The sequence below is a fragment of the Bradyrhizobium sp. BRP22 genome (genome assembly GCF_020194175.1).
Classification (GTDB): Bacteria; Pseudomonadota; Alphaproteobacteria; order Rhizobiales; family Xanthobacteraceae; genus Bradyrhizobium.
Map to the genome: position 1 here is coordinate 72,129 of NZ_JADYVX010000028.1, position 13,970 is coordinate 86,098.

Genomic DNA, 13,970 nt, shown 5'->3' on the forward strand with positions numbered 1-13,970 from the left:
TCGGATTTCGACACGTCCTGGGCGTCGAAACGACTGCAAAGCCGCTCGTCTCGGCTTGCTTACTCCTCAAATTGGATCTTGCTTGACCTTCGATGACATTTACCAATCGAGCAGTCCACTCGTGCCGGCCTGTCCGCAAGAGCTTTGGTGTCCGACATGAGTGCGTGTGAACGCTGGCTTACCGTCCATTGAACGGATGGTGCAGAAGCAACATCTCAACCTGGGCCGCGAGCCATCTGCCAAAGTTCAAAGGATGATCTACGTTGCGAAATTGAGGTCACGTCTGGGTTCGGGTTACTCGAGCCTGGCCCCGGATGCTTGAAGATACGCTCCATCACGACAAGAGCTGCTGAACCCTATGTTTCAGGAGCGAATCATCGCGACACACGGCCCATTCCAAAAGCGTCTGCCGCACCGTGGTTCCCAGAATGCCATGAGCCGCCAATCGATCGAAAACGAGCGATCGGTCCTCTTCTACGCGTGTCCGGATGAGGTCCGACAGCAAGCGTACGTCATATCCACGCTGGGCTCCCTGAATAGCCAAAATGAATATTTCTTCTTCAAGCCAGGTCCCACCCAAAAAGATGATACCAGTGTCCGACGAGCCGAGAGCGTCTGTAAACCGGCGATCGCGCCAAATGGAGAGGACATCGCCGTCAAGCTGCTTTGTCGACCCCATAAGTTGCTCAATAGCTCCTGTCCCGAACGACTGCCATTCGCCGACAACGATTGACGCAACAGCGAACAATTCGAGCCCTGCCTTCAGCAACGGCAGACCGGGATAGCGCGCGGCAAGACCAGCCGAAGCCAGCGTTTCGCCGCGCGACAGATTGACCAGAACCACTCGACTATGTCGCGGATCCGCGAGCATCGATGTATCAGATCCTTGCTAGACGGTTCTCGCGAGGCGCGGTCATCAGGCGGCAACTTTGACGATATCGGGAGACACGAGCACAGGGCCGGCAACATCGGCCTGGCCGTACATCCGGTGAAGCGCCTGTTCGGACGTGTCGAGGAAGCCGGCGACCGCCATGGTCGATCCGACCTGCTGCGGAGCGGCGATCCGTTGCAACGGCCAGCCCGCTCGCCGAAGAATACGTTCCATACGGGTATCGGTGACTGTCACAACGCTGTCAACGCACACGCCACGCGCTGCTTCGATCATGGCGGCAAACAGTATGAAAGTTGCGCGGTTGAGACCGCTGCCGCCCTGCTCGGCGGCAAGCTTGGTGTCGATGCAAAAGCGCGAGCTTTCGAGAATTCTTTCGTCGCGCGGCGCTGCTGTCCCGCCGAGTAGGACAGGAAAGGTGTCGGCCAACATTGTCGGTCCAGTGGTCGGAAGCAACCGAACCGAGCCGACCGGCTCCCCAACGTCCGATAGCAAAATGAGATATGTTGGACCGAGAGCGTCATAAACATCGAGCTCGAACTCACCGGAAACGGACACCGACCAGTCGAGCCTCTCCTTGAAGACGCGCCGCCGCAGCCGATACATCGCGGCGAGCAAATCCAGATGACAGCCAAATTGAGGGGTGTGAAGTGCGATGACGTGCATGCCGACCTCCTAAAAATATCGGGAGGCCTCAAGACCAGAAAGCGACCTCGCAATCGCCTGTCAGATTTTACAGGTCGGCTCAGCTCAATATGACTACGTTAGACCATCCTGGATGAAATACAAATAGCATCGGACCGGACTGGTGGGCCCGGCCTCCTTCGCATCTCTCGCGAACAGTCTATGTGGGTGGCTAAGACAACAGACCGCGTCGCATGGCTTCCGCGACGCACTGAGCAATTGAAGCTGCACCAAGTTTGCGGCGCGCATTCTCGAGATGAAACGCCACAGTGCGGGGCGAAACGCCGATCAGGACGGCGATATCGGCGACAGTCTTGCCTTGCGCGGTCCACGCCAGGCATTGGCGCTCCCGCTGCGTGAGGTCACTTCCGACCTGCTGCTGCCCTGTAGCTGGCAAGTCCAGCCTGACGGCGACATGGGTATGAAAATACAAGGCAACGAGTTGCACGACATCCTTCGATTGAGCAACAAGCCGTTCAGGGTGCACTTCGCGATCACCGGTTGCGAGCGTGAATGCGGCCATCCCTCCGAATCCGGCCCTAATTGGCACAGTGATACCCGATCTAATCCCGAAGCTTCTGGCCTCATCGAAGAAGCGACGCTGCTCGCGATTTCCGATCGGCGCTGCTCCCTCCCCTCCCCAACTGAACAATGCGTGCTCGAGACGTGCGCGGCGCACCACAGGATCGAGCTGTTGATAGCCAAGTCGAAAATAGCGGCTGGTCCAGGAGTTCGGATACGACGAGATCAGCATCGGCGTATCACTGGTTAGGCGCAGATAGGCAAATCGCTGGAAGCCGAGCCTCTCGGTTAGCCGAGTGGCAACGCGCTCGCATGCATCCGGATCATTGGCGGTCTGAATCGCATCAACGAACTCCTGGAAGATATCCTCGATCGAATTCATCTTGTAGGATCACGTTCGACTTTAACCTGCTGCGTGAGTTCGAAGCGCGAATGAAAGACAGAAGTATCTCGCGGATTACTGCGGTGCCTCGCGAAGTGCGCCAATGCAGAAGTCGATCATTTGACCGAGCGTGGACCGGGCAAAGTGGGAGCACGCCGGCGCGGCGAACGGATGGATATGCGCGCAGGTCGCGCTCAGCACACATCCAGCGAGGCTCGTAGGATCGCCGGTCGGAAGTTCACCCCGTGCCTGCCCCTCGGCAATGATTCGCGCGATCGTGGAACTGATGTCGTCGGCGTAGGTGCGAGCGATGGACCAGTTCTCGGCCATTGAGGTCAGCACCAGCTCGTACAGCTTGTTGTCGTCAGCGCAGCGAGATACATGGAGCCGCTCGATTGCCCTCAAGGCGCCGTGTAATCGCTCGGCGGCTGAGCCGTCACGATCAGCGGCGTGGGCAGCCGCCACGACGACCTCGCCGAGCAGCTCCGCCACGACGGCCACCTCGACTGCCCGCTTCGAACCAAAAAAGCGATAGACGTTTGCGGAGGACATCGAAACCTGGCGTGCGATGTCCGCAACCGTCGTCTTCCGGTGACCGATCCGCCGATACAACTGCACCGCCGCTTCGATAATACGCCGCCGCATCGACGTGACGTCCAGGGATTTGCCTATCTCAAGCGCTCCCTCGTCCACGATTGCCCGCTCCGTTTTCACTGACCACCGCAAGGCGATGATCGGACAATTTGGGGCGGGCCGAAAACACCAGAACGTGGGATGACGTCGTCGTCGCTTGCTCCTGCCCGAACGACGCCTCGCGAGATCTTCTGCTTGATTGAAGGATCGGAAACGACCATCACATGGAAAGGCTGCGCCCTCAAGGAGCTTGGTACAAGCCGGATAACTTCGAGCGAAGCCTCCAGATCAGCATCAGACACTTTCCGATCCGGATCAAACGTCTTGCTCGCATAACACCAGCGAAGCGATTCCAAGGTGTTCGTCGCGGAGAAGGCCGGGGATGTGTTCGAATTCATGGAGGGAAAAAGAGGTAAGTGTGGACGTGGAAGACACTCGTGTTCTGATCATGAGGATCAACGCGATGGCCAGGTCAGATCCGGCTTAGCGACTGGCCGCCCTGCATCGCCGATGCTCAGAGTTCACGCGGTAATGGAAACGGACTTGCGTCGGTTGTCCAGACTGAATGCGCCGGCACCAAATGCGATCACCTGCAGAAGACCGCCGGTGATCGCGATGTTCTTCATGAAATGAATCATTTGGTTCTGGTCAGCCATATTGTTGTGAAACAAGATGGCCGTGGCGAGCGTGAAGATCGCCAGAGCTGTAGCGGTCAGGCGGGTCTGAAAACCAGCGATCAGAGCGAGCCCCCCGCCCACCTCGACCACGACCGCGACGGCGAAAGCCACCGGGGCGAATGGCGCGCCGACCGACTGGATGTAGGCGATCGTGTTGGCGGGAGCAGCGATCTTGGCGACGCCGGACATGACGAAGATGAGTGCGATCAGTAATCGGCCGAGTGCGGGAAGATAGGTAGGTGTGGACATGGAAGACACTCTTCTGGTTTGAGATGGCTGGATTGATGGCTGTTCTTGCCCTGAGGATGGGCAGTCAGATCTGCTCCATCCGACTCCCGACCGCTCTCTTCGCCTACGTGATGGGACGCTCGCGAGACATCAGTCGAGGAAACAGTTTTTCTGCATTGCCACGGTTGATCGCGTGGCGCTGTTTCTCGTCCAGAGGATACGCGTCGAACATGGCAGTAAACTGCGGACGAGCCGGTGCAAAGGGAAAATCGCTGCCAAAGGTGATGTGTGTCGGATCTGCGAAGGCCAGTAAGGATGGAAGCGCTGCCGGAGTGGAAGATAGGGCAGTGTCGAAATAAAAGCGCTTCATATCAGCCATGATGCTCTCGGCAGTCGTGCCGGGATTAAATTGCGAAGCACCCGTGAAGCGGTAGGCAGCGTAAGGAAGAAAACCGCCAGCATGGGACAGGATCACCTTGATCTGCGTGTGCCGGCTCATGACGCCATTGGCGACCATATGCAGGGCTGTCCGCGTCGTATCGAACGGAAAATCCAATAGAGGGCTCGGTAGCCCTTTCAGCATCTGGATCGGCGGTTCGGTCGGATGAATGAACACCACGGCCGATCTCGCGTTGAGTTCGGCCCACAGTGGCTCGAAATCCTTGTCGCCCAGGTATTTCCCACCGGCGTTCGACAACAGCACGACACCATCGGCGTGCAACTCGTCTAGCGCGTAGACGGCCTCTCCGACGGAGCCGTCGATATCAGGCAGTGGGACGCAAGCGAACTGACCAAAGCGATCTGGCCGGCTCTTAACCAGTTCCGCGTGATACTCATTCACCTGCCGAGCTAGGTCGCGGCCCTCTGCATCATCGGCTAGATGCACGCCGGGCGCACTCAGCGAAAGGATGCCGCTAGCGATCGACTGGTCATCCATGGTGTTGATCGCGGCCTGAGGGTCCCACGCTGGTGTCGGCCAGCCACCAGCGGTGAGGCCACGATCGTCGAGGAGCTTCCGATAAGCAGGAGGGATCAAGTGCTGGTGGGTGTCGATTCGGGCAGTAGACGTCACGGAATACTCCACAGCAAGAAGTTTGGGACTCGGCGCGAGAGCGTGTAGCGGATCGCCTCGGTGAGCTCGGTCTTCTGGCTCTTGAGATCGAGCTTCTCTCGCGGCCTGGGTTCAAGCTCGGCGGGGGCGTCCTCAATTCTGTAAGGCTCGGCGATTCTTCGCGGCGTCTCGCCTGCGATCGGCGCGGGACCGGATGCAGCCAGTTCATAGAAGGGCCAGCAAACCTCGTCCGCGAAGAGCTTCGCCGAGGTGACGCCGAGATCGGCAAGGGCCTGTCGAACATCCAGATAGGCGTTACCTGTGGTGATGATGCCAAGTTGCGCAGGCTTGGAATCCAGCACGATCGTCTCGATCGGATTGGCTCGCGCGAACCGTGCAACCGCCTGCAACCATTCTTTGGGTCAAGACTTGGGCGATGCTGCCCGCACCGATAAATCCAATTTTCATGAATTCCTCCCATTGCGCCCTGTCAATAGAGCGACCGACTTTCCGCCTTCGCTGCCGGCTCTCGATGCGTCAGGCAATCCGGGCTCTGGCGTCCGCGGCAGAAGTTTTCTCCTGTTTCAGGATATCCTTGATCACCTCGCGCAGCTTGGGCTTTGACAGCTTTCCTGCAGCCGTGACTGGGAATTCCGCAACGAACTCGATCCGTTCCGGCCATTTGAATTTCGCCAGCCCCTTCTTCTCCAGGAAACTGCCGAGGTCGGCGACGGTAACCGACTGACCTGTCGCTGGAACTACGAACGCGCATGCGCGCTCCTGGTAGACCGGGTCCGGCATCGCGACGACGGCGATGGCCTTGATGGCGGGATGATCGGCGGCGGCCCGTTCAACTTCCTCGCAGTTGATCTTTTCGCCGCCGCGCGAAACCACATCTTTGATGCGACCTTCAAAGACCAGGTAACGCCGCCCTTCGATGGTCCGGATACGCATCAGGTCACCGGACTTGTAAAAACCGTCGCGAGTGAATGCGACCTTGTTTCGCTCTTCGGCATCAAAATATCCGGCGGCGACGGAAGGACCACGGATGGCCAGTTCACCGACCTCACCGTCAGCCGCCTCAACTTCCGTGCCGGGAATAAAGATCTTTAGTTCATCGTGCGGCGAGATCGGTCTGCCGACGGTGTGATACTTCGCCTCGATCGGATCTGAAGGATGGCCTTGGGCAATCAGTCCTTCCGTCATGCCAAACATCGGCACCGTCTCCGCGCCGTTGAGGAGCGCCTTGAGCTGCTGGACCCCACCACCCGTCGCGAACGCCTTGACTTTCGACAGATCGAGCCGGTCGATCCATCCAGATTCCTTGAGGCGAAACAGCAGGACCGGCGGTGCAAGCAACCAGTTCGGCTTGCGCCGGTCAAAGAGCGGACCGACCTCGTCGGCCTCGAGGCTGCCGCCGACAACGGCTTCGCCGCCGAAGAAGATGGCCGGCCCCCAGCCGCAGAGCATGGACGAGTTATGTATCCATTGCAGGCCGCTATAGGCGACGATCGTCTCGTCGAAGCCGTAAAATTCCATGAAGGTTCGTAACGTGTAGAGATATTCGTTATGAAAGCGTGGAATGATCTTGGGTATGTCGGTGGTGCCCCCGGAAAGCTGGAATAGCGCGACCTGATACGGGTCGTGTCGGATCGCGTCGACACGTCGCCTGGCCTCCGCGCTATCCTCTGCCTCGATCAGCCGCTCGAACGAATGAACGCCACCCCTTAACAGGTTCGCGTCGCCCTTGATCGCAATCGTCAGATCAAGGGACGGAATCGACTGCCGCATCTCTTCCGCGAAGGCGATGAAATCAAATCGCTTCTCCCCGGCACTGACGATGTGCGCCCGTGCGCCGGCGTGCCTGCCGAGATAGCCGATCTCGGCTTGCCGGTGCGCGGCGAGCGTGCAGATCGGTATCAGGCCGGCCTTGAGGCAACCGAGAAACGCAATAACGAGTTCCTTGGAGTTCGGAAGCTGAAACAGAACGCGATCCAGCGGAACGAGGCCAAGACGAAGGAATGCCGAAGCCGCCCTGTCCGTGAGCGCGTCGAGCTCCGCATAGGTGCATTGCCAGTTGATCTCCGACAGCGCCGTGCGGGTCGAGAAACGACCGACGGCCCGTCGAAAGGCGGAGACAAGAGTCTCGTCGGTCAATACACCGACATCGGCATAACGCCGCAGACGCTCTTGCGATTGATAGACCACACCGGGAATTCGGTGGCTCGGTCCGATCTGTCCCATCGACGCTTCCTCGTGGTGCCCGTTCATGCGAGAGCCTGAAAGCGGAGGATATTCGCGATCCGACGACATCCGGCCTCGTTGGAAAATCGATGCCAGATCGACGACACCCTGTCAATCGAATTCGACATACGTGTCAAAAAATCGTTTGACACGTCGATATCGATCGGACACCCTCAGGAGAACATCTGGGAGGTTCACTCATGGCAACCGACGCGCCACGAATCGCAACGACGACCGCTGGGTTGCGCGCCACGGAGTGGCGTGACGATCTGCTGCCGGCGGGAACGAAACTCACGGTGCATCCGCTGCGCACGGCCGACGGCGCAGTTGTTACGGGGTACCTGTTCCGCAAGGGCGGCGAGCGCAGCGTCGTGTGTGCCATGCACCCGCGCGAGATGGTCGTCGCGAACTATCTCGTGCCCGAAATTCTCAAGGGCGGCGCCGCGGTCTGGATCCTCGGTCCGAGAACGGTCGGCAACGACTTGCGGCTGGAGCATGAGACGGCGCTGCTTGATCTGGCCGCCGGACAATCGTTCCTGCGTGACAGAATGAAATTCGAAAACTGTGTGCTGCAGGGAACCTCGGGCGGCGGTCCGCTCGCTGCGTTCTACTGCCAGCAGGCTGCGCTTGCCGGTGATCGCAGGATCAAGTCCTCGCCCGGCGGCAGGCCGACCGGGCTCGACAAGGCCGATTTGCCGGCCCCTGACGGCGTCATCTTCGTGTCGACGCATCTCGGTCAGGGACGTTTGATGATGAACGTGATCGATCCCTCGGTCACCGACGAGGCCGATCCATTCAAGACGGAAGCCAGCCTGTCGGCGTTCGAGCCGGAGAACGGCTTCCAGTCTCCTCCAGAGAGCTCGCATTACTCGCTTGAGTTCATGGAGCGATACCGGGCGGCGCAGCGCGAACGCGTTGCAAGGATCGACAATGCGGCCAAGGCACTCCTGGCGCGCAAGGCCGATGCCCGCCGGCGCTTGAAAGAGAAGCGGAGCCGTGAGGATGCCGTCCTCGCGGCGTACTCGCCCATCTTCCAGGTCTGGCGCACCGACGCGGATCCGCGCTGCTTTGATCTGTCGCTCGAGCCTTCGGAGCGGGCCTACGGCTCGCTGTGGGGAGCCAATCCGATCGTTTCCAATTATGGCAGCGTCGGCTTCGGCCGCGTATGCACGCCCGAAAGCTGGTTATCGAACTGGTCGGCTTTGTCCTCAAACGCCGGCATGGAAACCTGCGCACCGGCGATCACCCAGCCTACGCTGATGATCGAATACACTGCCGACAACAGCGTATTCCCGAAGGACGCCGATGCAATCTTCGCCGCGATCGGCAGTCGGGACAAAGTGCGTCGCCGCGTGCATGGCAACCATCACGGCAAGCCGGTCATCGACGGAGCCCCGAACGGTCAGTTCGTCGCAGGTCAGGCGATCCGCGATTGGCTGGAAGACAAACGGTTCGTCTGAACGTCTATCGAGACACCCGGAGCAAGCACGTGCCCAAACGTATTGTCAGGATCGGCCAAATCGTTCCAAGCTCGAACACGACAATGGAGACCGAGATTCCCGCGATCCTGCGCGCCCGCGAGCTCGCCGGTATCGGCGACGAGACGTTTACCTTCCATTCGAGCCGCATGCGGATGAAGAAGGTGACAAAAGCTGAGCTCGAGGCGATGGATCGCGACAGCCTGCGCTGCGCTGCCGAACTCGCCGATGCCCCGGTCGACGTCGTCGGCTATGCCTGCCTCGTTGCGATCATGTCGATGGGGGTCGGCTACCATCGAACGTCGGAGACGCAACTCGAGGCGATTCTCCAACGCGAGGGGCGCGATGTTTCCGTCGTAACCTCGGCCGGCGCATTGGTGGAGGAATTGAAGCGCGCGGGCGTCCGTTCGGTATCCATTGTCACACCCTACCTGCGGCCGCTGACCGATCTCGTTGTCGGCTACATCCGGGCGGAGGGTGTTGCAGTCGTCGATTCGATCGCGCTTTCGATCGAAGACAACGTGACCGTGGGTAAGCGGGATCCGTTGCAGCTGCTCGACGACATCGGCAGGCTCGACATCGGGGGCGTCGACGCGGTCGTTCTCTCGGCCTGCGTACAGATGCCGTCGCTCGACGCAGTCGCGCTCGTCGAGGACAAGCTTGGCCTGCCGGTCACGTCGGCATCGATCTGCACCACGCGTCGAATGCTGGGCGCGCTCGGCCTTGCGCCACTGGCGCCCCGCGCAGGCTACTTCATGTCCGAGAAGAATCTCGCCGCCAACAGCCTTGGCCGCTCCGCGGCGGAAACTGTGGAGTGCGAACCAGGCAGACGTACTGCGGAGGCATGATGCCCGTGGAGCAAGACAACAGGATCGGTGAAGGCAGGGCCTGGATGGTGGTCGCGCTCCTGTTCTTCTATACCATGATCAACTTCTTCGACCGGCTGGTGCTCGGCCTCTCCGCCGTTCCCGTCATGCGGGAGCTGTCGCTGACGCCGGCGCAATACGGCCTGGTAGCAAGCGGCGTCTACTGGTTATACGCGGTTTCCGGCGTGGCAGTCGGGCTGTTCCTGGTCAACAGGGTGAGCACGAAATGGTTGCTCGTCGGGCTCGTGCTGATTTGGTCCGTGGCGCAGGTGCCCGCCGCGCTGACGTCTTCGCTCTCGGTGCTGATTGCGTGCCGGGTCCTTCTTGGAATCGGCGAAGGACCGGGCTCCCCCAGCGCCTACGAAGCGTGTCACAGCTGGTTTCCGCCCGAGAAGCGCAACTTGCCGACAGCGATCTTCCTTCAAGGTGCTCCGGTTGCCTTTCTCGTCGGCGCGCCGTTCCTGTCGTGGGTCATCGTGGAATGTGGCTGGCGGTTCTCCCTCCTGCTCTGCAGTTCGCTCGGCGCGATATGGATTGTGGCGTGGTTCGCGCTCGCCAAGGACGGCCCTTTTTCCGGCTCGGCCGCAAAAGCCTGTGCTGCCGGCGATCAGGCGGTTTCCCCCGTGCCGTGGGCGGCTCTCTGGCTCGACCGGACCATGATCGGAAACTACGTTCTCGGTTTTTCGGCATATTGGATTGTCGGCGTTACCGTCGCCTGGCAAGCACCGTATCTCCAGATGGGACTCGGATATGACGGCAAAGTGGTGGGCTGGCTGATCGCTGCAATGACCGCGGCGCAGCCGTTTGTCTTGCTCACGATTTCCTATCTTTCCGAACGGGCGCTGGGGAGCGGCGCCTCCTCGCGAGTGGCCAGAGGCGCCGTCAACGCCGCTTGTCTGGTCGCCAGTGGTGTTCTTCTCGCTGCGGCCGTGATGATCGAAGGCGCAGGCTTCACGAAACTGGCGCTGCTTGCGCTCGGCACGACCCTGCCGTCGGTCACGACAGTACTCGGTGCGGCGATGGTCAGCGAGATCGCCCCGACCAGCCAGCGCGGAACAGCGCTTCTTGTCACCTATTCGGCGATCACCGTCGCCGGTCTCCTCTCACCGCTGACGATGGGCTACGCCGTGCAGGCCGCGGGGCAGGCGGAAGGTTTTGTCTACGGGTATCTCATAGCGGCTGCGTTGCTCGTCTTTGCAGGCATGCTCGGCTTCCTTCTCCTTGATCCGGAGGGGTCGAAGCGCCGGCTCAACGCCATTTCGAGTGAGAGCCAGGTCGATCGTCAATCCTCATCGCAACTCGGAGTTTCCCATGCCGGCTGACTCGCTTCACGAGCAAGCATCCACAAGCAGTGCTGGGCTGGAGTACCATACGGCACAAGTCGAGGTATCCAAATTAAAGCGGGCCGATGCCGACAAGGTGGTGCTTCGCCTCGAGGGCGTGGACCATACCGCGCGACCAACATGGAAGCTTCGCGAAACTATCGAGTTCTATCGCGATGTTCTGGGCCTGCCGCTGGTTCACACGATCAGTGCCCGAGGATGGGGCTTGCAGGATCACGCAGACTTTCTGCATTTCTTCTTCGATGCGGGAAAGGGAGCGACGATCGCGTTCTTCTACTACATCGGCACCGACCAGCCCGCCAGGTATGTGCCGGAAGACCACTACTTTTATACGGCCACGCATACCGCATGGAGCGTTCCGACGGCGCAGGAGCTGCAACGTTGGAAAACGACGCTGGAGAGCCGCGGGGTCGTCGTATCGCCTTATACACGGCACGAGATTCTCGAGTCGATCTATTTCACGGATCCGAACGGTTATCCCATCGAGATTGCGCTTCGCCTGCGCGAGGTCGAGGTGATCGACGTGAATGACGCAAGGCTTACGCTCGAGGCTGCGATGCAGGTCGAAGATGAACTTCGTGCCGGGGGGCGCCGATTGCAGGATATCGACACCGTGTGGCGGCGCAAGGCGAAGCTCGTAGAGCAGATGCTTTCGGAGCGTTGAGACGTGCCGTACGTGCTCGACGTAGACGAGTTTCGTCCGATCGTGGAAAGCGCCCGCCGGATACCCGAATGCACGATCTCGGACCCGGTCAACGGCTATCACAAGATCGTCTCGCCCAGGGAGATCATCCTGCGCCGCAGGGATATGAAGATGAAGCCAGCCGTCTGGTACGGCTTGTTTACGGGGGGTCTGAACGGAGAAATAGCCGAATTCAACCGCGGTAAAGTCCCCGTTATCGGCGCCAAGAGACCGCTTTAGCACCAGCCAGCATCAACACCGGACTGAAGAACGGGCGCGTCTGCCGGAGCGCACCGAGCGAAAAAGCATTGTCGGCAAAGAACCAAATCTCTGGGAGGAAAATCGAAATGAACTGCCATCCGCTTTCGCTCGTGGCCGCATTGTTTGCGGCCCTCTGTCCGATCAATGTCATGGCAGCGGACGAAGCGTCTGTGCCGGCCAAAGTAACGGCACCTATCACGGCCAAGCCCATTCCAGCCCTTTCGTTCTTTCTGGTGAACGACAATCGTCTGACATATGCCTATGACTTTGCCTACCGATCACCTGGCACGATCGGACCGGGCACCAAGCACGTTCTGGCCTTCACTCATTTCGACACCTGGGCCTATGGCAGCAACTCGGTCAATTTCTACGTTGGAAAAAACAGCCACGCCGAACCTGCCGCTGGTTGTTCGTTGCCGGATCGCGGATGCACCGGCGTCACCGAATACGGCTACCAGTTCAAGAGCACATTCGGTTTCAACGAGATATTCGAGACCAAGGCTTTCTCGATCGGCCCGTTGCGAAACGTCGAACTCGCAGTCGGAGGCTACGATGCGTTGAAGAATTCATCCGGCGGGATCGATCGCACCGCGGTCCAGGTCGGACTGCAGTTTTCTTTCCAGCTGCCATACAAGGGCTACTTCACTATCGCACCGCAATACTACAAGGCATGGCAGTATTTGAGCGCGTACACGGCAGCCGCCAACCAACCGGCCTACCCCGGCGTTCCCAACGGCTGGCTCGACTACAAGGGAACCTGGTGGATTGACATCGGCTACTACATGGATCTCGGGTTCTTGCCCGACTACCTTCCGCTATCGATCAGCGGCAGATATTTCATATTCGGACCGATGGGGACGGGCGCCAAGCCCGGCTCGCTGCCGGCAGTTTTCATGCCGGAGACCAAGATGGAGTTTAACGGCGAGCCCATTCGCCTGACGCTCGATTTCAGCAAGCTCGTGTGGGGGCCACAATATTCCCACTTCACCGACGTCTGGATCGCGTACAAATACCGATACAACACGTACGGATTTGACAACAAGACCAGCCCGTTGTGTGCGCGCAACGCCTGCGAAATATCGGAGGCCTACGCGGGAGTCACCGTCAAGTTTTGAGATGTGCCGGTCCCCGGGCGCGGCCAGACTGAGCTGTCAGAGCTCGAGCTCGGAGCAATTGTGGACTGCACCGGCATCGTCAAGGATCAGAGCGCGAGCAACAATCCGGCCGTACGCGGCCTGCTCGATGCCGTTCTCGCGCGCATCGATCCGCTGCGGATCGGTATCGAGGTCGCGGCGGATTGCGCGATCGTCGACAACATGGATCCCCATCTCGCGATGCCTCTACGCCATCGGTCCGCTCACGCGGGCCGCATTCTGGGAGATCACCGATATCGGCCAGCAGTGCGCTGAGCTCGCGGCCCGGCTCAGGAGCCGTGATCCTAGTTGAACAGAACCGGCTCTGCCTCCGTGATCCAGTCCCATAGTGGCTGGAAGCTGAAGGTTGTCGCTTCACCAAAGAAGCGCCGCTGCTCGCGCTCCCCGGAAGGAGACGAGCTCTTCCCTCCCCAACCGAACAACCCATACTCAAGGCGCGCGCAGCGTACCACAGGGTCCAGTTGCTGATATCCAAGCTGGAAATAGCGGTTGGTCCGGGATTTCGGATGGGCGAGATCAATATCGGCGTTTCGCCGGTCAGTCGCAAATAAGCAAATCGCTGGAAGCCGAGTCTCTGCGATAGCCGAGTAGCGACCGCTCGAATGCATCCGCGTTATTTGCGGTCTGGATCGCATCTACGAATTCCTGGAGGCGTTGTCGACCGGATTCATTTTTGTCCTCAGTTTCATTCTCGGTCGGTCTCAGTGCGCCTCTGACGTAGCGATCGTGTCCTGATCAAAAAAAACGCCGTCGCATCGCGACGGCGGTGAAGTCTGGGAGGTGGAGGCTTGACCCGGCCTGCCACGGGTTCTCACTGGTGCTTCGAGATTTCTTTCGAATGCCGGAGGGGCCGCTCGGCGAGTCACTCCAACGCTT

Annotated in this window: 14 protein-coding genes and 1 pseudogene; 6 read left to right on the forward strand and 9 right to left on the reverse strand. The window is 59.8% G+C overall.

The features are described 5' to 3' along the window. Window positions 1–334: 334 nt before the first annotated feature. From I6F35_RS28405 to I6F35_RS28445, 8 genes and pseudogenes are all read right to left on the reverse strand, one after another. Complete coding sequence (locus tag I6F35_RS28405; RefSeq protein ID WP_225120964.1) at window positions 335–844, reverse strand: hypothetical protein; 510 nt, start codon at window positions 842–844, stop codon at window positions 335–337. 72 nt (window positions 845–916) lie between these two features. Beyond that, window positions 917–1,555, reverse strand: coding sequence for an acyl-homoserine-lactone synthase (locus I6F35_RS28410; protein WP_225120965.1), 639 nt, complete (start codon window positions 1,553–1,555; stop codon window positions 917–919). Window positions 1,556–1,745: 190 nt separating this feature from the next. Continuing rightward, window positions 1,746–2,477, reverse strand: coding sequence for an autoinducer binding domain-containing protein (locus I6F35_RS28415; RefSeq protein ID WP_225120966.1), 732 nt, complete (start codon window positions 2,475–2,477; stop codon window positions 1,746–1,748). A 75-nt stretch (window positions 2,478–2,552) separates the two neighbouring features. Then, window positions 2,553–3,170 carry a TetR/AcrR family transcriptional regulator gene (locus I6F35_RS28420; protein ID WP_225120967.1) on the reverse strand — a complete coding sequence of 206 codons (618 nt, stop codon included), beginning with the start codon at window positions 3,168–3,170 and terminating at the stop codon, window positions 2,553–2,555. 461 nt (window positions 3,171–3,631) lie between these two features. After that, complete coding sequence (locus tag I6F35_RS28430; protein ID WP_225120969.1) at window positions 3,632–4,036, reverse strand: DoxX family protein; 405 nt, start codon at window positions 4,034–4,036, stop codon at window positions 3,632–3,634. Between the two features lie 103 nt (window positions 4,037–4,139). Beyond that, window positions 4,140–5,087, reverse strand: a complete 948-nt coding sequence (locus tag I6F35_RS28435) for an amidohydrolase family protein (RefSeq protein WP_225120970.1) — start codon at window positions 5,085–5,087, stop codon at window positions 4,140–4,142. A gap of 32 nt (window positions 5,088–5,119) precedes the next feature. Then, a pseudogene (locus I6F35_RS28440) lies at window positions 5,120–5,299 on the reverse strand (IS66 family transposase); the annotation flags it as partial. Window positions 5,300–5,603: 304 nt separating this feature from the next. Then, window positions 5,604–7,274, reverse strand: a complete 1,671-nt coding sequence (locus I6F35_RS28445; protein WP_225120971.1) for an AMP-binding protein — start codon at window positions 7,272–7,274, stop codon at window positions 5,604–5,606. A 236-nt stretch (window positions 7,275–7,510) separates the two neighbouring features. Here I6F35_RS28445 and I6F35_RS28450 point away from each other — a divergent pair, with 236 nt between their 5' ends. From I6F35_RS28450 to I6F35_RS28475, 6 genes are all read left to right on the forward strand, one after another. Next, window positions 7,511–8,770: a hypothetical protein gene (locus I6F35_RS28450; protein ID WP_225120972.1), complete on the forward strand. Its 1,260-nt coding sequence runs from the start codon at window positions 7,511–7,513 to the stop codon at window positions 8,768–8,770. An 83-nt stretch (window positions 8,771–8,853) separates the two neighbouring features. Then, complete coding sequence (locus I6F35_RS28455; protein WP_225121003.1) at window positions 8,854–9,636, forward strand: Asp/Glu racemase; 783 nt, start codon at window positions 8,854–8,856, stop codon at window positions 9,634–9,636. Window positions 9,637–9,680: 44 nt separating this feature from the next. Then, a complete protein-coding gene (locus I6F35_RS28460; protein ID WP_225120973.1) occupies window positions 9,681–10,976 on the forward strand; it encodes an MFS transporter in 1,296 nt (431 codons plus the stop codon). Beyond that, window positions 10,966–11,661 (forward strand): VOC family protein, encoded by a 696-nt coding sequence (locus I6F35_RS28465; protein ID WP_225120974.1) that lies wholly within the window; start codon window positions 10,966–10,968, stop codon window positions 11,659–11,661. Before I6F35_RS28460 ends, I6F35_RS28465 begins: the two co-directional genes overlap by 11 nt. 3 nt (window positions 11,662–11,664) lie before the next feature. Beyond that, a complete protein-coding gene (locus I6F35_RS28470; protein WP_225120975.1) occupies window positions 11,665–11,919 on the forward strand; it encodes a hypothetical protein in 255 nt (84 codons plus the stop codon). Between the two features lie 107 nt (window positions 11,920–12,026). Further along, window positions 12,027–13,055, forward strand: coding sequence for a hypothetical protein (locus tag I6F35_RS28475; RefSeq protein WP_225120976.1), 1,029 nt, complete (start codon window positions 12,027–12,029; stop codon window positions 13,053–13,055). Between the two features lie 36 nt (window positions 13,056–13,091). Here the strand turns inward: I6F35_RS28475 and I6F35_RS40580 are convergent, their stop codons facing one another. Then, the gene (locus I6F35_RS40580; RefSeq protein WP_346283206.1) at window positions 13,092–13,268 is read right to left on the reverse strand and encodes a hypothetical protein; all 177 of its coding nucleotides are present in this window, start codon (window positions 13,266–13,268) and stop codon (window positions 13,092–13,094) included. Between the last annotated feature and the right edge of the window lie 702 nt (window positions 13,269–13,970).